At 39.3% G+C, this 19,216-nt stretch carries 22 protein-coding genes; 7 read left to right on the top strand and 15 right to left on the bottom strand.

Annotated features, from left to right (window positions below; genetic code table 11):
* Positions 1–42: 42 nt before the first annotated feature.
* The 10 genes from FPV17_RS18935 to FPV17_RS18890 form a co-directional block, all read right to left on the bottom strand.
* Positions 43–2,175 carry an MMPL family transporter gene (locus tag FPV17_RS18935; RefSeq protein WP_144560008.1) on the bottom strand — a complete coding sequence of 711 codons (2,133 nt, stop codon included), beginning with the start codon at positions 2,173–2,175 and terminating at the stop codon, positions 43–45.
* Positions 2,176–2,290: 115 nt separating this feature from the next.
* Positions 2,291–2,749, bottom strand: a complete 459-nt coding sequence (locus FPV17_RS18930) for a hypothetical protein (RefSeq protein WP_144560006.1) — start codon at positions 2,747–2,749, stop codon at positions 2,291–2,293.
* 80 nt (positions 2,750–2,829) lie between these two features.
* Complete coding sequence (locus FPV17_RS18925) at positions 2,830–4,245, bottom strand: sensor histidine kinase (protein WP_144560004.1); 1,416 nt, start codon at positions 4,243–4,245, stop codon at positions 2,830–2,832.
* The gene (locus FPV17_RS18920) at positions 4,242–4,916 is read right to left on the bottom strand and encodes a response regulator transcription factor (RefSeq protein ID WP_144560002.1); all 675 of its coding nucleotides are present in this window, start codon (positions 4,914–4,916) and stop codon (positions 4,242–4,244) included. Before FPV17_RS18920 ends, FPV17_RS18925 begins: the two co-directional genes overlap by 4 nt.
* Positions 4,917–5,278: 362 nt before the next feature.
* Positions 5,279–6,151 carry a DUF1932 domain-containing protein gene (locus FPV17_RS18915; protein WP_144560000.1) on the bottom strand — a complete coding sequence of 291 codons (873 nt, stop codon included), beginning with the start codon at positions 6,149–6,151 and terminating at the stop codon, positions 5,279–5,281.
* Positions 6,152–6,177: 26 nt separating this feature from the next.
* Positions 6,178–7,038, bottom strand: coding sequence for a MurR/RpiR family transcriptional regulator (locus FPV17_RS18910; protein ID WP_144559998.1), 861 nt, complete (start codon positions 7,036–7,038; stop codon positions 6,178–6,180).
* Positions 7,039–7,126: 88 nt separating this feature from the next.
* On the bottom strand, positions 7,127–7,777 hold the full coding sequence (locus FPV17_RS18905) for an RraA family protein (RefSeq protein ID WP_186370659.1): 651 nt from the start codon (positions 7,775–7,777) through the stop codon (positions 7,127–7,129).
* A gap of 5 nt (positions 7,778–7,782) precedes the next feature.
* On the bottom strand, positions 7,783–8,007 hold the full coding sequence (locus FPV17_RS18900) for a hypothetical protein (RefSeq protein ID WP_035398561.1): 225 nt from the start codon (positions 8,005–8,007) through the stop codon (positions 7,783–7,785).
* A 12-nt stretch (positions 8,008–8,019) separates the two neighbouring features.
* Positions 8,020–9,369, bottom strand: coding sequence for a TRAP transporter large permease subunit (locus tag FPV17_RS18895; protein WP_144559994.1), 1,350 nt, complete (start codon positions 9,367–9,369; stop codon positions 8,020–8,022).
* A gap of 314 nt (positions 9,370–9,683) precedes the next feature.
* Positions 9,684–10,097 carry an NUDIX hydrolase gene (locus FPV17_RS18890; protein WP_035398560.1) on the bottom strand — a complete coding sequence of 138 codons (414 nt, stop codon included), beginning with the start codon at positions 10,095–10,097 and terminating at the stop codon, positions 9,684–9,686.
* Positions 10,098–10,299: 202 nt separating this feature from the next.
* Between FPV17_RS18890 and FPV17_RS18885 the strand changes: the two genes are divergently transcribed.
* A complete protein-coding gene (locus FPV17_RS18885; protein WP_060704666.1) occupies positions 10,300–10,524 on the top strand; it encodes a hypothetical protein in 225 nt (74 codons plus the stop codon).
* Positions 10,525–10,571: 47 nt separating this feature from the next.
* On the opposite strand, the gene FPV17_RS18880 is transcribed toward FPV17_RS18885, so the two are convergent.
* Together FPV17_RS18880 and FPV17_RS18875 are read right to left on the bottom strand one after the other, a co-directional pair.
* Positions 10,572–11,012: a MarR family winged helix-turn-helix transcriptional regulator gene (locus FPV17_RS18880; RefSeq protein WP_144559992.1), complete on the bottom strand. Its 441-nt coding sequence runs from the start codon at positions 11,010–11,012 to the stop codon at positions 10,572–10,574.
* Entirely contained in the window at positions 11,009–11,623 is a 615-nt protein-coding gene (locus tag FPV17_RS18875; protein ID WP_035398555.1) for an alpha/beta hydrolase, read from the bottom strand. Before FPV17_RS18875 ends, FPV17_RS18880 begins: the two co-directional genes overlap by 4 nt.
* An 84-nt stretch (positions 11,624–11,707) precedes the next feature.
* On the opposite strand from FPV17_RS18875, the gene FPV17_RS18870 reads away from it, so the two are divergent.
* Positions 11,708–12,655, top strand: coding sequence for a ring-cleaving dioxygenase (locus FPV17_RS18870; protein WP_144559991.1), 948 nt, complete (start codon positions 11,708–11,710; stop codon positions 12,653–12,655).
* A 44-nt stretch (positions 12,656–12,699) separates the two neighbouring features.
* Here the strand turns inward: FPV17_RS18870 and FPV17_RS18865 are convergent, their stop codons facing one another.
* A complete protein-coding gene (locus FPV17_RS18865; protein WP_144559989.1) occupies positions 12,700–13,401 on the bottom strand; it encodes a Type 1 glutamine amidotransferase-like domain-containing protein in 702 nt (233 codons plus the stop codon).
* Positions 13,402–13,543: 142 nt separating this feature from the next.
* Here FPV17_RS18865 and FPV17_RS22560 point away from each other — a divergent pair, with 142 nt between their 5' ends.
* Together FPV17_RS22560 and FPV17_RS18860 are read left to right on the top strand one after the other, a co-directional pair.
* A complete protein-coding gene (locus tag FPV17_RS22560; protein WP_328237436.1) occupies positions 13,544–13,660 on the top strand; it encodes a putative holin-like toxin in 117 nt (38 codons plus the stop codon).
* Positions 13,661–13,846: 186 nt separating this feature from the next.
* Entirely contained in the window at positions 13,847–15,037 is a 1,191-nt protein-coding gene (locus FPV17_RS18860) for an RtcB family protein (protein WP_144559987.1), read from the top strand.
* A gap of 32 nt (positions 15,038–15,069) precedes the next feature.
* On the opposite strand, the gene FPV17_RS18855 is transcribed toward FPV17_RS18860, so the two are convergent.
* A complete protein-coding gene (locus FPV17_RS18855) occupies positions 15,070–15,699 on the bottom strand; it encodes a LysE family translocator (RefSeq protein WP_060704671.1) in 630 nt (209 codons plus the stop codon).
* Positions 15,700–15,822: 123 nt separating this feature from the next.
* Here FPV17_RS18855 and FPV17_RS18850 point away from each other — a divergent pair, with 123 nt between their 5' ends.
* From FPV17_RS18850 to FPV17_RS18840, 3 genes are all read left to right on the top strand, one after another.
* Entirely contained in the window at positions 15,823–16,539 is a 717-nt protein-coding gene (locus FPV17_RS18850; protein WP_144559985.1) for a 3-ketoacyl-ACP reductase, read from the top strand.
* Between the two features lie 111 nt (positions 16,540–16,650).
* Positions 16,651–17,655 (top strand): SMI1/KNR4 family protein, encoded by a 1,005-nt coding sequence (locus FPV17_RS18845; protein WP_144559983.1) that lies wholly within the window; start codon positions 16,651–16,653, stop codon positions 17,653–17,655.
* 15 nt (positions 17,656–17,670) lie between these two features.
* Positions 17,671–17,964 (top strand): hypothetical protein, encoded by a 294-nt coding sequence (locus FPV17_RS18840; RefSeq protein WP_144559981.1) that lies wholly within the window; start codon positions 17,671–17,673, stop codon positions 17,962–17,964.
* Between the two features lie 16 nt (positions 17,965–17,980).
* On the opposite strand, the gene FPV17_RS18835 is transcribed toward FPV17_RS18840, so the two are convergent.
* Complete coding sequence (locus FPV17_RS18835; protein WP_144559979.1) at positions 17,981–19,177, bottom strand: UTP--glucose-1-phosphate uridylyltransferase; 1,197 nt, start codon at positions 19,175–19,177, stop codon at positions 17,981–17,983.
* Between the last annotated feature and the right edge of the window lie 39 nt (positions 19,178–19,216).

Genomic DNA, 19,216 nt, shown 5'->3' with positions numbered 1-19,216 from the left:
AAATCGATACAGGAATGATTTAATATCAAAAGAAGAGGGGGGTTATAGCCCCTCTTTTACTTTTTCATGGTTTTTCTGTTTATCTTTTTCGAAAAACAGAATAAATGCTGGTAACAACATGCCTCTTACTAGAAACGTGTCAATAAGGATACCTATAGATACGATGAAACCAAAAACAAAAAGGTCTGCTACAGGCATTGTCGTTAGAGCTGCAAATGTAGCAGCTAGTATAAGACCCGCAGAGGAAATTACTGCCCCTGTATTCGCGATGGCGATCTCCAACGCTTTCTTCACATGATGTTGTTTTCTTTCTTCAATAAATCTAGAGGCCAACATTATATTGTAATCAATACCGAGCGCTACTGAAAAGATAAAGGCGTATACAGGCACTCTTGTACTAACGGCATCAAACCCAAATAATGTATCGACTAAAAAGATTCCTAATCCCATAGCTGAGAGATAGGAAAGCAATATGGTGGCTATCATATAAGAAGCCATTTTAAGTGATCGTGTTAATACTACAAGTAAAACCAAAATCAAAATGGTTTCTAACACAACAATAAGCACAATATCTTGATTATTTACGCTTCGTTCATCTACTAGTTTCGCCGTTGTCCCCGTAACGTAGACATTCGCTTCAATTGCCTCATCAGAAAGAGAATTTGAAAAATCTTCTCTAAATGTTTCAATAAAATCCATTGCTTCCGTTGAGTAAGGATTCAGCGCTAACGACATGCTTAACGTCATAGCAGAGTTTTCCTCATTCGTATTGGTTTGATTGATTTCTGATATTTCGTCATAAGCTGTGTATTGATCAACTAGATTGGCTAACTGAGTTGGATCTAGTGCATTTTCTGACTCTAATAAAATGGTTGTAGGAGCTAATTGGCCTTTATCAAAATTTTCTTCAACAATGTCATAACCAACTCTAGACCCTAGGTCCTCAGGGAAGTTTTTTACACTATTAAATTCAAAATCAATGGTTGTAACATTACTTGCTGTAACAATAAGGATGATCCCTACTAATCCACCGAATAATCCCGGTCTTCGAACAACTAGTTTTGCAAAGCGATTCCAAAAACCATTTTGTGGTTTCTCAGACTGACCTTGAAGATATTTAGGGATTTTTGGCCAAAATGCTTTCCGACCAAATAATGTGAATAAAGCAGGCACTAGAGTAATAGAAGCAATGCTAATGACTGCTAATGCTACTCCAAAAACGGGTGCGAAGTTTTGATAATCTCTAAAATCCGCAAAGAACAAAATGGATACTGCTGCTAGAACCGTTAAAGCTGCAATAAAAACAGGTTCTCCTGTTGCTCGCATAGCAGATTTCATTGCACTATATTTACTTTCTCTAACAAATAGCTCCTCTCTGTATCGTGAAAAAACAAAGAGTGAATAGTCGATTACTGCAGCAAATAACAATATACTCATGATAGAAGTCGTAGAGTTATTAATTTCTAATCCGTTAGCACCTAAGAGACCTAATAGTTGATTTACTATCTGATAAACAATGATGGTAGCAAACAATGGAATGATTGCTAGTAAAGGTGAACGATAAATAATGATGAGCAATAATAAAATGATAACAACTGTAGCAAGCAATAGAACAAAATCGGCTTGCTCAAATAATTCTAATGTATCCCCGGCTATTCCAACAGGACCAGTTATAAATAATTCCGTTTCACCTGCTAATAGTGTGGATCCATACTCTTCTATTTGCGTATTGATGTCGTTATATTCTCTTGCGCCTAATGAAGTCTCTAGCTCATAAGGGACAATGATGGTGGAACCATCCACAGAGGTGAATTCAGTTAAGGCCTCTTCAGGTAATAGATGAAACGGTAAAACCGTTTTTACACCATCCATATTTTCATCATCCAATTTCTGAATAAATTCACCAATTTGACTCGTGTCTAATTCAGAAGAGTTGTTATGAAATACAAGTATTCCAGGCGTCCCTTGTTGGTTAGGAAATAACTCTTCGATTTTAGAATCCGCTATAATGGATTCAGCTTCATTAGGAAGTGATTGGAAATTGGTGACTGTGGAATCGCTTACCGGTGGACCAAATGTTAGTATACTCATTAAAAGTAACCAAGCTATAATGGTTATCCACATTCCCTTTTTAGTAGAAACCCAGTCGGTAATGGGATATAGTGATTTTTTCAAAAAAACGCCTCCTCTATGTAGTGGTTAGTTTAGAGAGTTTATCTAAACTGTAGCTAAATTAATGAAGACATATTCGTGAACAAAAAAGAGAGCCATAAGAGGCTCTTTGAAACGCTCAAACGATTCTAAGTCCAACGACAATGATTACTACCGTACTTAAAAAAGCTGATACAAATAAGTAATTCGCATACGTTTTTGTCACGGTTTGTAAAGGTTTATCCTTTTTTAAAGGTAACTCTTTTATTTTCTTAGTTAAACGCTTGCTTGCAATAGTCACAAAGAGAATCGTGAGAAGAATGGTTACAGAGCCCGCTTGTTCCATGAAACTTAAATAAAAGGGAATTCCTTCACGTGAAAAGTGCATGATCATATATAAACCAGATAGCAATACAAAAATAGAAGCAGGTATGACCCCGTACGTTACCCACTGTTGCAGTTTTTTAATAAGGGTTTTACTCAGCGCGTGTTCTGTGTTTACATTTGTTAAGGATTTCAGCATAAATCCAAGTGAGACAAAGGATCCAACCCAAAAAACAACCCCTATAATATGAATAATATATGCAATCTGATACATCTTAACACTCTCCCACAATAAATTTTATTCATTAAGAAAATGAACAATGTCTATTGTAAAAGGGAAACCTAAACTAAAGATTAACGAGTGCTCTTTTCATCTGTAACAACTGTCGTAACGTCGAGTGGCAGAAATACCTTAATTTCTGTTCCTTTATTTTCTTCACTCGTAACAGTCATTCTTCCTTTATGAAGATCAACAATTTCTTTTACTATTGAAAGGCCTAATCCAGTTCCTCCGACGTTCTGCGCCCGTTCTTCACGATAGAATCGGTTGTAAAGCAACGGAATCGCTTCCTCTTTAATGCCTATACCACTATCTCGTATCGTTACCTCAAGTTCATCTTGGTGTACGTGTGTACGTAAAAAGATGGTTCCAAAGTCTCGATTATATTTTATGGCATTATTTAATAAATTCGTCCATACATTTTCCATTAACTCTTCATCCATTTTGATGGATGCAGGTATAAATGAATAACTTACTTCAATATGTTTATCCTCTAGCTTCCACTGATTGTAGCGAATAATCGATCTTAACTGCTCATCGACTCTTACAGTTTCGAATCGGCTAGGGAAATCACGCTGATCTAAAGAGGTAAGAAGCAATAATTGTTTTGTCAAAGAGGAAAGTCTTCTTGATTCTTCTCTAACAATCCCAAGGAATTCTCGTTGTTCTTCCGTTAGTGTTTCTTGATTCGCTAATAAACTACTGTACCCTTCAATATTGAGAAGGGGGGATTGGAAATCATGTGAGATGTTGGTGACGAAAGCCTTTCTTGCTTCATCATTATGTAGTAGCTGATTCTGCATATGATTAAAGCTTTTCGCTAACTCGCCAATTTCATCTTTTCTATTTATTCGCAAAGTATAAGAATAATTTTCGTTTGAAATTGCATGAGCGGCATTTTTAAGTGAAACGAGTGGTTGTACCAAATAACGAGTCATTAAGAGTACACTTGCCAAGCTAATAATAGTGACTGTCGCAACAAAACCGACTAAAATTGCATGAATGTTTGAGAAGATCAACTGATTCTCTTGCCTTGCAAATAAAGCATAAGTGGTTCCATCCACACGAACTGGAACACCTACAGTATTTAAGGCATTGTTAGAAAAGTGACCCATAATGAGTAAAGGGCTTTGATAATCTCGAATGCCATTGTAAACGACCTGATTAGTGAGAATGGGCTCAGAAATTGCTAATGGTAACTCATCGTTTTTAAAAGGTTCTCCAAATGTTTTGGTGGATTCTGAAGAAACGAGCATTAATTGATAACCAAGATTACTTATAGACGTTAAATATGCATGTAACGTCTCAGCATTGTGATGAAGTTCTTCCAAATCATTCGCAATAGTGGTAGCTGTGCTCACCATTTCATCATTAATGGAGGTTTTAGTGTGGGTGTAATAAATTACATTTGAAAAGGTAAAGGCGATAAGTAGACTTATACTAAGAATAAGGGCAACTGCTAAAACAAATTTTTTATACAAAGAATTCAAGGATCGTTCACTTCCAATTTATAGCCTATGCCTCTAAGTGTTTTAATACTTACAGTAGCACCAGCTTGTTTTAAGCGTTCTCTAATTCGATTAATATGTGTGTTTAACGATTGTTCAGTGCCCTGATCGTAATCCCATACTTCCTCAATTAAAAAGTCTCTACCTACAGGCTTCTGACTTCTCTCAATTAATAAAGATAAAAGCTCAAATTCCTTTAGTGGAATCATATGAACGTGGTCATTAATCGTTAATTCGTACGTATCACGGTTTATGTGAACATTACCTGCGGTTGCTTTTCGAATGAATGATTTATTTCTTTTTAAGACAACGGCCACTCGAAAAATGAGTTCCTTGACTTCAAAGGGCTTAACAATGTAGTCATCTGATCCTGATAAGAACCCTTTTTCTTTATCTTCTAAATTCCCTTTAGCGGTTAACAAAATAACGGGAATGTCGTATTGCTCTGTTAAGGTCTTTGTTAAAGTGTAGCCATCCATTCCTGGCATCATCACATCAACAATAGCTAATTGAATAAGCATATTAGGATTATTAATGACAGAAAGTGCTTCCTCTGCGTTGTTTGCACAACAGACATGGTAGCGGTGAGCTTTTAAATGTATAGAAACCAATCGTTGAATATTGCTATCGTCATCGACGATTAAAATGGTCATCTTGTTTCCACCTCATTTCTTTTAATGATTATAGAGGCAAAAGATAAATTTCAGATAAACTTTTTTCTTTCGAAATAGCTAGCGTGACGACATTCTTTATGCGCTTATTTTAGTTTTAATCATTGACAGAAAGGGTAGAAAGAATACCTTCTATAATGGAACTGTCAATTTAAAAATTTTATTCATTGTACGAATTCCATCTACTCAAGTATCTCTGATTATGTAAAGAAATAAGATAGTGAACGGCTGCTTTTATTCGAAGGTAATGTGGGAGGAGGTGAAGAGGTCGGGCAGTGCTTAACATGTGCCTTAAGACGAACAAGCTTGTTCATGCTAGAAAATGCATCAACAAGCTTGTTTGTTTATATTGAGTAAAGCTGTAAGACTTCTTTCCAGTTAGCGAATGATTCTTTCTCAGGGTGATTCTTGACGATGCCAGCTAACTCTACAAGTCTTTCTTTTGCGGCATGGCTTAAATCTGAGTTTATCCCGGCTTCTTGTAACATGTTAATCGAACTGTTTAATTCAAATGCTCTTCTCTCTGCATGAACAGCACTTCCTGTTACGAGACGATTTAATGTTTCAACAAACGGTTGGCGATCCATTGTTTCCTCTAAGGAACTTATCACATCATCAGATATATGATACGCTTCAGCAGCTTCCAATGTTTCAAGGTATAAGCCGACAATACCTTTCATGAAAATACTACGAACGAGTTTAATAGCGGAAGCATCACCAGCCTTGTTTCCAACTGCTTTAATAGACATGTGAAGAGGGGACATTTTGGCAATGAATTCTTTCGTCCCTGTTCCACTTGCAGCTATCGGTACTTTATGTTGATAAACGGGTAATGGACCTAACATAGCGGCATCGACAAATTGAATGTGCTTCTGCTCAAGATTTTGTTGTACTTGTTGCTTAATAGAAGGGCTTGAAGCGGAAACATCAACGTAAAGAAAGGATTCATCTTGAATTGCAGCGCACACAGCTTCGTTTACTTCCACCGCTTTACTCGCAGGTACTGCTACGAATAGTACGTCTACCTCTTTAATCAGTTCTTTTATAGATTCTACTAAAGTAACTTCTGTTTGTTCTGCACGCTCTTTAATGGTCTTGCCAAACGTTTCATGATCAATCATAACGTCGTACGCACGAATGGACGTTACTCCTTCTTTTTTTAGTCCTTTTGCTAATTCGTAAGCTGCTTCACCAAAGCCTAAAAAATGTACGTTCATTAAAATCATCCTTCGTTAAATAAAAATTAGTTGTTCTTTTTTTCAGTGTGGTAATTCATAGATGTAAGCACACTGTTTACTTCACTTAAGCGCTGCTTTACACGTTCGGAGTTTGATAAGGCTAATGCACTAATTAAATAGTCAACAAGAAAGAAAGAGGAGACGACTGAATTGTGAGAAGATATGCTTTCCGCTGGACAGATTAAGTGTGCATCTGCATAAGCAAGCAATGGTGATGAAAACTTATCTGTAATGACGACGACTGATGCTCCATTTTTTTTAGCTTGATCAGCGTAATGCATCAACCTAGCCCCATACCGCGCAAAACTAACAACGATAAGGACATCCTCCTTAGAAAAAGAAATGACGTCGTCGGCCCAATCGCTTGAATCTGCAAGAGTAAGCTTGGTGTTCCCGAACATTCGATTTAAATTGTGCGTTAAGTATTGTGCTACTGGTAATCCGCTTCGAACACTCGTGCAGAAGACATTGGTTGCTTTTTCTATAAGTGACTCAACTTGTGAAAAGTTTGTCTCCATATTAATCTGATTGGCTTGTTGTATTTGTGCTAGCTGCAAATTATAGTGATTTAACCAACTTTCATTTTGCGAGAGTGTGGTTAGGTTTTTTTCTAATCTTGTTTGCGGCGTACTCTCTTCTTTTAAAAGAAGCTGTAAATTCTTTTGGAACTCGGAGTATCCAGAAAATCCTACACTAGACATTAGTCGCATGACAGTAGTGGTACTTGTTCCGACTTTCTTTGATAGTTCTTCAACAGTCATAAAGCCGACATCGTTGTAATGACTTATAATAAAATCGACAACTAACTTCTGTGATCGCGGTAAAGACGAGATGTTTTCTTTTAATCGATCTAAAGGATTTTTCATAACAGTACACTCCTAAGGGAAATAGTCTTCATTTAAAATCATATCGAACATTAAATAGAGTGTCTATGTTCCCTTTAGAAGAGACGGTTTAAACAGTTTTTAACCAAGCAGGCTTAATTTGACCTTCTGCGATTTTCTTTAATCGTTCTGCTTCATAATGAGCCTTTTCTTCAGCGCGCTGAAGTGCTCCTTCTACTTCTTCACGTGGCAATACAATCACACCATCTGCGTCACCCATAATAAAATCTCCAGGTTGGATCGCTAACCCTCCACATTGAATCGGATCATTCACACGACCAGGACCATTTTTTTTGGGTCCACCAGGTACTGCCCCACGACTAAACACCGGAAACGTAGATTTTGATAAAGTAGACAAATCACGGATAAAGCCATCAATGACAAAGCCATTTAAGTGCAACGCTTCAGCTGCTGCTGCCATTAGTTCACCAATAACGGCACGCTTTTCATAGCCGTTAGCATTTACAACGAGTACATGACCAGGTTGAGAGTGATAGATTGCGTGATGAACAGCTAAATTATCTCCGCTTTCTACATCAATCGTTACAGCGGTTCCTACTAATACGCTATCAATATGACATGGTTTAATCGGATGCTCCATTTCAATCGGGCTATCCATTACATCACTTAATAGAGTGGTGCTTACTTTTTTTGCTCGTTCCACCCATTCTTTAGGTAACAATTCAGGTGCTTGATGTAAAACGATGTTCGTGGTACTCATGGTAGTCATCCTTCCGTTTTCTTCTTTTTTGTATAAGAAAGTAAATAACCAGAAAAAGCGGCAATCGATGTTACAAAATAGACGGTGCTAGCCAAGTTCTCATCAAGGTTTATCACCCAATTTCCATTTGCAACGAGTAAACCGAGTAATTGTCCAAGAACGAGTACGGATCCTAAAAGAATAAATAAGGTAACTGAACATATGAAAATGATCATCAATACTTTTCTCATCTTAAACGCCTCCTATAAAGGAATTGGGAGTATGCCCATTCCAATCAACCAACTAATAATCAATAATGGAATCGTGTAATAAATTAGTAACGGGATGTATGTTTTCTCTGCACCGATTTTGGCCATTCCAGTTGCTACATAGATAGGTCCTGAGGTTGGTGTACTTCCTTCAGTTGCTCCAAACATCATAATGGTAACGACCGCAAGTAACGGGTCAACGCCAACAGCTGTAAGAGCGCCAAATGAAGCAAGACCAATTGTTGCTATTGTTGCCGATGTTGCTAATGGTGTTGCCACTAATGTAATAACGATGCCGACAATGGCAATCATAAGCCATTTAGGAACGGCAAAAGATGTCATGAGTGCTTGTAATTGCTCGGTTAATCCAATTTCATTTAAGACAGCACTAGTAGCGAATGTGAAAATTAAAACAGGTCCAATCACAAAATATGAAGGAGCTGTTTTCTCAAAAAATCGACTCCATTCTTCTTTCCCTTTTGGTAAATGATTGCGTCCAACGATGATAGTAAAAAGAATCATAAATACAGGAACCCAAACAATGAAGGAAATCGCGTCCATTGCTGATTGCCCAACACCCTCTAGTGAAACAAACCAATTGGCTAGAGGTCCAAAATTAATAAGAAGTGGAACGACAATGCCTAAAAATATGAGTAATGATGTCCAGCCAGCTCGAAAGGAAGTTCCGATTGGTTGAATTAAATCCGGATGAACAGGTTGAATGTTATAGCGTTTCGTCATAATAAAGACGACGAGTACTCGATGAACCAATGCATAAAGACCGGCAACGTACAGGGCAATAAATAAGCTGCTTTGCCCAACACTAGCAGCAACCGGTGCAAACCCTAACATAATGAACATCGTGGAGTTAGGCGGGATAATACTACCAAACCCAGAGTTTCCAGCGACGATTGATGCAGCATGCTCTTTTCTCCAACCAGAACGTTCCATCCAAGGTATGGTGATAGAGCCTGTCGTTGCAGCAATTCCTGAACCTGAACCTGCTACAAGTGCGAATAAGCCAGAGCCAAAGGTGTTCACATAAGCAGCTCCTCCAGGCAGCCGTCCAATTAATGAATTAAGGATCTGAATAATGCGTCCGATAAGCCCAGTATGATTAATGAGTTGAGCCATAAAAATAAACGCTAAGGATGCAAAAACGACTTCATGTGTAAGCCCTCTCATTAAACTGGGAAGAAATAATTCAAATGCTCGATCACCTGCAAATAATAATGTTGTTATAAAGCCTAATATCATTGCTTCGCCAATATTTCGTCTTGTGAAAATTGCCCAAATCAAAATAATAACGATGAATGATATAAGTGCCCACACTGCCATTCCCATTTTCGTTATCCTCCTCGAAGAAGTTAAGGTAATATTCATTACTTATAAAATAAAAAAGTAATAAATATTACATTTTGATCATTCTAACACTGATTTGTTTTTGTGTAAACGCATACATATAACTTTTTTTATTTTACAGAACAAAATGGGGTAATTATGAGATGGAATCGTACACCAAGAGTATAGTAACCAGGTTATAGAGAATGGGGCTAGATGCAAAAAAAACTCGTTTATATACGTAACGAGTTTTGGGCGGGCGGGGCTACCGCGAATTTGCTAGGAAGAAAAAGGGGTAGTTATGCAAGTATGAATCGCTAAAAGACAACAAGAAAAGGTTGTTTTGATGGATCAAGACAGTATTCAATTCGTTCCTTGAAATTGCGATACGTAACCATGTTTAAGGCATCTTCAATCGGAAAAAAACCAACTTCAAGGGCTTCTGGGGTTGTAGTCATTTCGCCACCTATAACGTTAGCTAAGTATAGAGTGTTGCAGATCGAAGCAGTCGTATTTTGAAAAATGCCGCAAAATTGAGTGATTTCGATGTCCAATCCGGTTTCTTCTTTGGTTTCTCGAACCGCAGCGTCTACCAACGATTCACCTTCTTCTACCTGTCCACCAGGAAACTCCCACCCCCGCTTCGGCCCTTTAATGAGTAATAGTTCTTGCTGTTTGTTCAAGACAATTGTGGCAGAAGAAAGAATATGTTTCGGCGTTTTATAATCCATAATTGGCTCCTTTATGCTAATATCGAGTGGGCAGAGTGCCCATCGTTTCTTCCTTACATGGTTTCGTTTTTTTTATTAAAAATCCTCTAGATCAGTCAAACTTATCGGTGTTGTTTGGTAGAGTAGCAATAGGGGGATTCGTTAACGTAAGAAAGTGAAACATCAAAGAGAGTCATGCGTAGAAAGGAAAGGGGGGACAGATATGAAACCATACTTCCTATTTATCAGCACATTTAGTGTACTTATGTATCTACTTCACATTTTATCAGGCTATTTATTGACGACGGCTTATATGAGGGGATGGATGATTCCAGCATTGGGAACAACGTACTATCCATTTATTCAGTTGGTAACAGGTGTTTTGGCGGCGACTGTCGCTTATGGGTTGTTTCAAGTGAGGTACGGAAAAAAAGAAGTGACTAGCTGAAATGAAGAGTACATAAAAAAGAAGCACGACAATTGTTGTGCTCTTTTTTATGTTGTGTGTGGCTCTTGAACTTTCTTTAGTAATGTGTGTAATTGCATTAATTCGTCATTTGTTAAGTGATTGAAATAAGCGGCTTGTTGATGCTCTTGCTGAGGCACAATGTCGTCGTACAATTGCTTGCCATTCTCTGTTAAAGACAAGTATTTTGAGCGTTTTTCTTTTTCTCGTTTAATCCAGCCGTTTTCTTCCATTTTCGCTAAGAGCTTTGTAATGTTCCCTTTTGTCACGAGGAGAGAATTGGCTAGGTCTAGTTGAGAGAGACGCTTATTCGTTCCGATATGAACGAGCACATCAAATTGTGCAACGGTTAACCCCCACTCCTTAAGAAACGTGTTTGATTGCTTTAAGCTATGATGATACGTTCGCGATAATCTGAACCAGACGAGAAGCGCAAGGACGTCTTCTCTTGATTTGTTGTTTTGTTTCATATAGCACCACCATAAATAGATTTCCACCATTTTGTAGCTTCTTCTATATCTGCATTTGTTAACGCATGTCCATAGTCGGTTAATGAGAGTTTTGTTTCTGCGCCGAATTGGTTCAGCTGTGTTTGTAACGCGAAGGCTTCTCCAGGTGCAACGAGCGTATCAGTAGCTCCTGCTGAAATAAAAATCTTTGTATGTGACAAATGAACCTCTTTAGGATTTTGGAACAGGTTGCTTGGATGGAACAACACGGCGCTCGTATAGTCATTAGGGTGCGTCAGTAATAAGCTAGTGGCAATATTCGCTCCGTTAGAGTAGCCGATGAGATGGCGCTTACCATGAGGGACCTCTTTTTCAGCTAAAAGCGTGTCAATCGTTTGGTGAATCTGTTCTGTGCGGTAGCTGATGTCTTCGTAATCAAACGCTCCTTTAATCGGACGAGAGAAATAACGAAACCCTTTTTCATCACGGACTTCTCCACGTAGACCAATAACGGAAAAGGAGACATCCAAGTCACCAGCAATGTCAAGCAAATCTGACTCTCTTCCTGCACTACCATGAAGTAAAATGAACGTATCCGTTGATGTTTGACTGCGATGGTAAAAGTAATGCATTGTAATCCCCCCTAACTAAATTGACTCTTCAATAGTTTACCTGTAAACTATAAATAAATCAAGATAACAAAGGGAGTGATAGGCATGAAGCTTCATGGTCATCATCACGTATCGTCATTAACAGCAAATGCGGAACGGAACTTAGCGTTTTACAGAAACATTCTTGGAATGAAACTAGTAAAAAAAACGGTTAATCAAGACAACACGTCGAATTATCATTTGTTTTATGCAGATGCAAAAGGATCTCCAGGCACAGAAGTGACCTTTTTTGAGATTCCGTTATTGGCACAGAAAAGGGAAGGAACCAATCGTATTTACGAAATTGGACTACTTGTTTCCTCAAGCGAAGCGCTCCAGTTTTGGCTTGAGCGTTTTAAAACGTATCATGTAGAGCATGAAGACATACGTGAAAGAAATGGCGTGCTTGTTTTGCCTTTTCAAGATCCAGATGGTCATCGTATGAGTCTTATTGTTGATGAGGGTGCGGAACCCGTTCTTGAAAATGGAACAGAAGACGTGCCTGGTGAGCATGCTATTATTGGTCTTGGACCTGCAACGTTACAAGTTCGCTATGCAGAACCGACAGCTCAAGTGCTAACGGACGTACTTGGTTACACCAAAAGTGGTCATTATAAGAATGGCGAGTACGCGGTTCACGTTTTTCAAGTTGGGGAAAGTGGACTAGCTGGTGAAATTCATGTTGAAGAAAATAAAGATTTACCAAAAGCACGTGAGGGAAGAGGAAGTGTTCATCACATTGCCTTTCGTGTAAAAACAGAGGAAGAGCTTCACCAATGGGTGCAACATATTGAGAAGGAAGGGTTTACGACATCTGGTTTTGTTGATCGTTATTATTTTAAATCACTGTACTTCAGAGAGCCGAACGGTATTCTTTATGAATTAGCAACAGATGGGCCAGGTTTTGACATTGATGAATCGATAGAAAACTTTGGAAAGGCACTTTCGCTGCCGCCGTTTCTTGAGCCAAAGCGTAAAGACATTGAAGCGAAATTAAAGCCTTTACGAACGTAATAGAAGGGTCGGTCAGCACGAGAAGTGTTGACCGGCTTTTTTCATTATAGTTCGTTGAGATCAATCGCTTCTAATTGCTGTTCGGATAACCTGCCATCAATTAAATGCACAGCGTATGCATATACATTTGGTCGAGAGCGTACGATTGTGTGTAACGTCCCATCACGATAATGCAAACCAACTCCGTCATCTGCGGCAATCCCTCCTGGAATTTTTTTGGTGCGAATGAGCTGTTGGAACATAGGTCTTCGCTCGCGTTCTCCGTCGTAGTGCGGGGCATGACTTCCAGATAGGAAGCCTAACCCTTTTACCGGTTCTAGTCTGTCACCGTACGAATCGGTAATCCCACTTTCAAACCAGCAGATTGAGCCTGCACTTAATCCTGCCAGAATGGTTCCATTCTCATAGGCTTCTTTTAAAAAGGTATCTAGTCCCCAATGCTTCCAAAGCAGTAGCAAGTTAATCGTGTTTCCTCCACCTACATAAATCATATCTTTCTCAAGGATAAAGGAACGTAGATCACGTGTTGGTGGTTTAAAAAGGGATAAATGCGACGGCTGGCACGATTTCTGACGAAAAGCTTCATAAAAGCGCTCAATGTAAGTAGCAGAATCTCCGCTTGCTGTAGGGAGAAAGCAGATCTTAGGTGAAGATACGTCTGCTTGTTTCAATAGATAATCATCGAGTAGCGGATTTTTAGGTTCCATTGAGAACCCTCCACCTCCAAGTGCAATCAGTTGCTTCATACAATAGACCTCCATTCGACTGTTGGAAAAATAGCTCTTCTGACGTATTTCTTTTAAGGAGTGAGATTAATGGTGATTACCCCCTCTTTACATGATACAAATCATAGTCCGATAGCGATTTGAACAAAAAGGAGGTGTGGCCTTGTCTTCCTATGAAGCATTAAATCTCATGATTACGATTGGTGCGACAGTTTCTTCATTTGTGATCTCACTTCTCATGCTCGTTCTCTCAATTGTGCTTCTGAAAAAAGGAAAATGATAGAGGCTTTCCGCGTCATTTTCTTTTGCTATTGGAAAAAATGATTTGGCCCCTTATTGAGCATAACAGGAGAAATAAGGGGTTTTTATGTAGCGTATAGGATGGTAAGTGAGTCAGTCAAGGTTGTAAAATAATGCTCGCTTTCCCTTGATGCTCCCATATAATAAGAGAAAGGAGTTGAGCAAATTGTTAGAAGCAAAAGGAGCATACAATAGCGCAAAAATCTTTACAAACTCAATTGATTCTACAGCTATGGATCAAATTGTTGAATTGTGTAATCAATCGTTTGTAGAAGGGTCCACAATACGAATTATGCCAGACACTCATGCTGGTGCAGGCTGTACGATTGGAACAACGATGACCATTCAAGACAAGGTTGTGCCTAATCTTGTTGGTGTTGACATTGGCTGTGGGCTCGAAGTAGCTATAGTTAATAAACAGAAAGACGAGGTCAACTTTGATCAGCTTGACGATGTGATTCGCACAAAGGTCCCACATGGGTTTAACGTCCGTTCCCAGCAAAATAGACATCCCTATGGAGAACAAATTGATTTTCCATCCATTCGTGCACCGTTTAATGAGAACCGAGCTTTAAATAGTGTTGGTACATTAGGTGGTGGCAATCACTTTATTGAGCTAAATGAGTATGGGAATAAGATCGCCCTTGTTATTCACTCTGGGTCTAGAAATTTAGGAAAACAAATAGCTGAGCATTATCAAGGTCGTGCTTATGATGGGTTAATGACACAAAGGCAAGAACGGGATGCGCTCATTGACCAGTTGAAGCAAGAGAATCGAAATAATGAAATCCAAGCAGCTCTTTCAGCATATAAGCGTCCTACGATTAAAAGGGATTTAGCTTATCTTGAGGGAGAAGGGTTTATCGACTATATGCATGATATGGGCATTGCACAACAGTATGCACGATTAAATCGAAAAGCTATGGTAGACGAGATTATAAAAGGAATGGGGTGGACGATCTCAAACTCATTTACGACCATTCATAATTATATTGATTTGGAGCAAAAGATTTTGCGAAAAGGGGCAATCTCGGCTCAAAAAGGAGAGCGCGTTATTATTCCATTGAATATGCGTGATGGCAGCATATTAGCGACTGGTAAAGGCAATAAAGAGTGGAATTACTCAGGCCCACACGGAGCAGGTCGTTTAATGAGTAGGAGGAAAGCGAAGGATACCTTTAACCTAGGTGAATTTAAGGATGCCATGGCAGGGATATGGACAACTTCTCTAGCAGAAGAAACGATTGACGAGGCACCAATGGTGTATAAACCGATGAAAGACATTTTGGAACAGATTCAAGATTCTGTTGAGGTTCAACATATTATCAAGCCCCTGTACAATTTTAAAGCAAAATAAAAGCTCACTTGGAATCGTCCAAATGAGCTTTTTTATACGAATAACTGAATACCATGTATCGCAAAGTAAACCCCGAAAGCAACGAGGGAAAGACCTGATAATAAGGCAATTGCTTTTAGTGTCGCCGGTTTGAGGAATCTTCTTCCACCGCTGGTCATTGAAGCAACAAACAAGTCCCACATGGTTAAGCCAATAAAAATCATGCATGTATAGAGAAGGAGTTGTTGATTTGTCGCTGTCTCTGCTGTTTTCACCATGATCGAACCGTAAATGCCGAGCCAGAACATGATCGACATTGGATTGGAGATAGAAATAAGAAAGCCGTTAAAGAAGCAGTGAATGAGGGTATCTCTATGACGGTTCTCAATAATAGAAAAACGATTTGACCGCATCATTCCTTCAATCCCTGAGTAAAGAAGAACAAAGGCGCCAAATAACCAGAGGAACGATTGAATAAAAGGGGCGTCAATAAATCGTTGTAAGCCAAAGTAGACACATGCCATAAACGTTGCATCTGCAAATAGACTGCCAATTCCCACCATCCAAGAATGCATGAAGCCATTTTGAATACCTTTTTCAATTCTTGCGGCATTAACAGGACCTATTGGTGCACCTAAGCTTATACCTAGAAGAAGATAACTGAATACGATACTCAACACCATGTTTACTCACCTCCTTGTCCACTATATGAACAAGACGATAGGAACATGATTAATTCTCATCTTTTGCGTTCCTTTTTTCCATCAGCTAGAATGAAACAAATGAAGAAATGGGAGTGAAGGTAGATGCAATCGATTAAAGGAAAAGTAGCCCTTATTACAGGTGCAGGAAGAGGAATTGGGCGATCTACTGCTATTGCTTTTGCAAAAGAAGGTATTCATGTAGGGCTGGTGGGACGTACATTGGAAAATCTGCAAAACGTCGCAAATGAATTAAAAGAATACGATGTGAATGTCGCTGTTGCCGCTGCATCAATTGAAGAGATTGACTCTATCACAAAGGCAGTAGAGCAGGTTCGTACTGAATTAGGGCCTATTGACATTCTTGTCAACAATGCGGGAATCTCAAAATTTGGCGGCTTTATGGACTTAACACCTGAAGATTGGACAAACATTATCGATGTCAATGTGAAAGGCGTCTATTACACAACCCGTGCGGTATTACCAGAGATGGTAGAACGTCAAACAGGGGACATCATTACCATTGCTTCTACTGCAGGACAAAAAGGTGCCCCAGCAACGAGTGCCTATACTGCATCAAAAGCAGCTGTTATTGGTTTAAGTGAATCGTTAATGATGGAAGTTCGTAAACAGAATATCCGGGTAACGACGCTAACGCCAAGTACAGTCGCCACAGATATGGCAAAAGACCTTCAACTAACAGATGGTAATCCTGATAAGGTGATGCAGCCAGAAGACTTGGCTGACTTAATGGTCGCACAGCTTAAACTTCACCCACGAGTGGTATTAAAACACGCAGGCTTATGGTCCAATAATCCATAAAGTAAAGAAACACGGCTTAACAGTCGTGGTTCTTTTTTTTGAGTGGAAATTGGATAACCTTTCCATCTATAATAGAGTGAAAAGAGTATTCGCACAGAAAGGAAAGATTTGATGCAAACCATTTGGGCCGAGGACAATATGGGAATTTCTTTGGAACCAGTTACAGACACAACAGTACGCGAGGCGGAAGAACGACTAGGAGTCGTATTACCTCTTACATATGTAGCGTTAGTTAAGGTACAAAACGGAGGATCTCTGACAGCAAATGCAGTTCCATCTCCTTCAAAAAATATACAAGAACCGTATATAGAGGTAGAAGAACTCTTTGGCATTGGTGATGGTGGCATTTCTGACTCACCTTATTTAATTAAAGAGTGGGATTTGCCAGCGGGCATTGTCCTTTTTTCTGGGACGGGTCATTCGTGGCTAGCGTTTGATTATCGTCAAACGAAAGAGAACCCGCCAATCGTTTATTTTGAAGTGGATGCAGAGACTATGGAGTATCCTTTAGCAGAACATTTCGATGCCTTTTTAGAAATGTTGTATGTGGAAGAGGGAGAGGACTGGGAGGATGCAGATGATGAAGATGAGATACTAACTCATCAAGCTTTTGAAGCATTAATGAAAGAAAAGGATAGTGAGAAACTGAGATATGGAATTGAACGTACATTGCAATTTGAAATGGATTATGAGTGGTTAGGAAACATTTATTTGAAGCTAAGTACATATCCAAACCATCTCATTCGCGCAGAAATAGCGAATCAAATATGGAGTATGAAGTCGGCTTTTTTAGATGAGAATGTATTGGCAACACTTGTTCAAGTTTTTAAAGAAGACGCTAATCAAGAAGTACAGTCATATGCTGAATTGCTCGAAGAAAAAATAAACTGGTCTTATGATCAATGGCAGTCAAACCTTGATGGAACTGGTACGAGTCCCGTAGTATATGACCGAAAACGTATTATTCATGTTTATAAAGACGAGGGTGCTTGGATAGTAGAAATAGAGGGAAAAGACCTTGAGCAACGATACTCTTCAAAAAAGGCATTGCTTGATGAGTTTAAATTAAATGATTTGACAATTGAACAAGTGTGGGAACGAATGGCATTGTTATAGAAAGGGAGGAAGTCTGTGATGAAGCATGAGCAATTAGTATACGGCTATGTATTATTCGGTGCGGGTGTTGTGTTATTCGGATTGATGCACCTTGCTATTGCGTTAACGATGCCAGTTAACATTAATTCTGACTGGAGACTTTCAAATAGTTTATCGAATATTAGTGGCTGGATACCGTATAGTATGAGCATCATCTTAATGGTAATAGGGCTTGTCATTATTCTGACGTATGCGTACATGAATTGGCTCTATAGCGAGGAAAAAGAAGAAGAGAAGAGTGGGCAATCAGAAAAGCGGCAGGGTCCTTAAACCTGCCGCACAATTTTTAAGAGGAAAATCGTGTTCTCGCTTCTTCCAAACTATCTTGTCCTGTTTTGTTTTTCACTGGCAAAAATTCGTTTTCTCGATCCACTTGGAAAATGGTCATGCTTGAAGCGAGTGGAAACACATCGAAATAAAACAATTCTAGCTTATAGCCGTTGGGTTCCACTGGATCTATCTTAGTCCCGTCCGTTGCAATCGATGGGATTTTTTTGTGTGCTAAATGGTAGGGGAGTGAAGCATCAGCCGTGCGATAAAGAAAATCGAGCTTGAACAGATGGATGCCAATATTCGCATCTTGAAGAAGAGGATGATGGCGCTCTTCTTCCGTTAATTCGGAGTATTCGATAACCGCAGGCCTTCCGTCTCGTTGACCTAGCACCCCAACCTTCTCACTTGGCGTAACCTTTTTAACTGATTTAGTAGAAATGTCCGCTCCGTCTCGATCGGCATAACCAATAAAAAGGGGATCCGCTACTTGCACCAGTGCATTATCAATGTTGTTGAAGAAAATCCATTCAATTCCGTTCGCTTTCATTTCTTTAAGAATACCGGCTTTTTTCATAGAAGTAAAAACGCCGCCGTTTCCGTTAGGGGCTTGAAAGATTTGTCCCTTATCGGCAAGGATTATTTTGCCTTCTGGGGTGATTGCTGGGCTTACATCCTGTATGAAAAACGTAACTTGTTCCTTTTTCAGTCCAAAATAATGGTTATCGGCAAAAAAAGTTCGCGTATCTTTATCATTTATGGGGCTCGTCATAATGTACCAAGGAATTTGCACATTCGCTTCTCGCTGTTGAGCTTGGATCTGTTTTGCTTGAAGAGCGAATAAAGACGTTTCCGGCGTGTCATCCATCGTCACGGTTCCTTTAGGGCCGACGTGGCCTAATCGTGTTCCTTGACCTCCAGCAAGTAAAACGACTGCAACTTTTCCTTCTGAAAGCAATGAAACACCTCTATTGTATAGCTGTGCTTTTTCCTGATCTGCTAATTCAAGTGCCGATTGACTAGGGAGTGCTGTTATCGACGTATTCGTCTGCTCACCCTTAGCAGTCATGCTTGGAATAGAACTTAGATCCAATTGGTCAATTTGTTTCAATAGCGCTTGTTGTTCATGTTCGTCTAATTCATGATAAAAGTCTACTAGATGTTCTTGATGATACATGGAGACTTTTGTATGTATGGCTTCATAGGTTGTCATTTTTGGGTATCCCTTCTGTCGTTTATCCTCTCTTATCCT

The organism is Shouchella miscanthi (genome assembly GCF_007725405.1).
Taxonomy (GTDB): Bacteria; Bacillota; Bacilli; order Bacillales; family Bacillaceae_D; genus Shouchella; species Shouchella hunanensis.
This window is presented reverse-complemented; position numbering and strand designations above follow the sequence as displayed.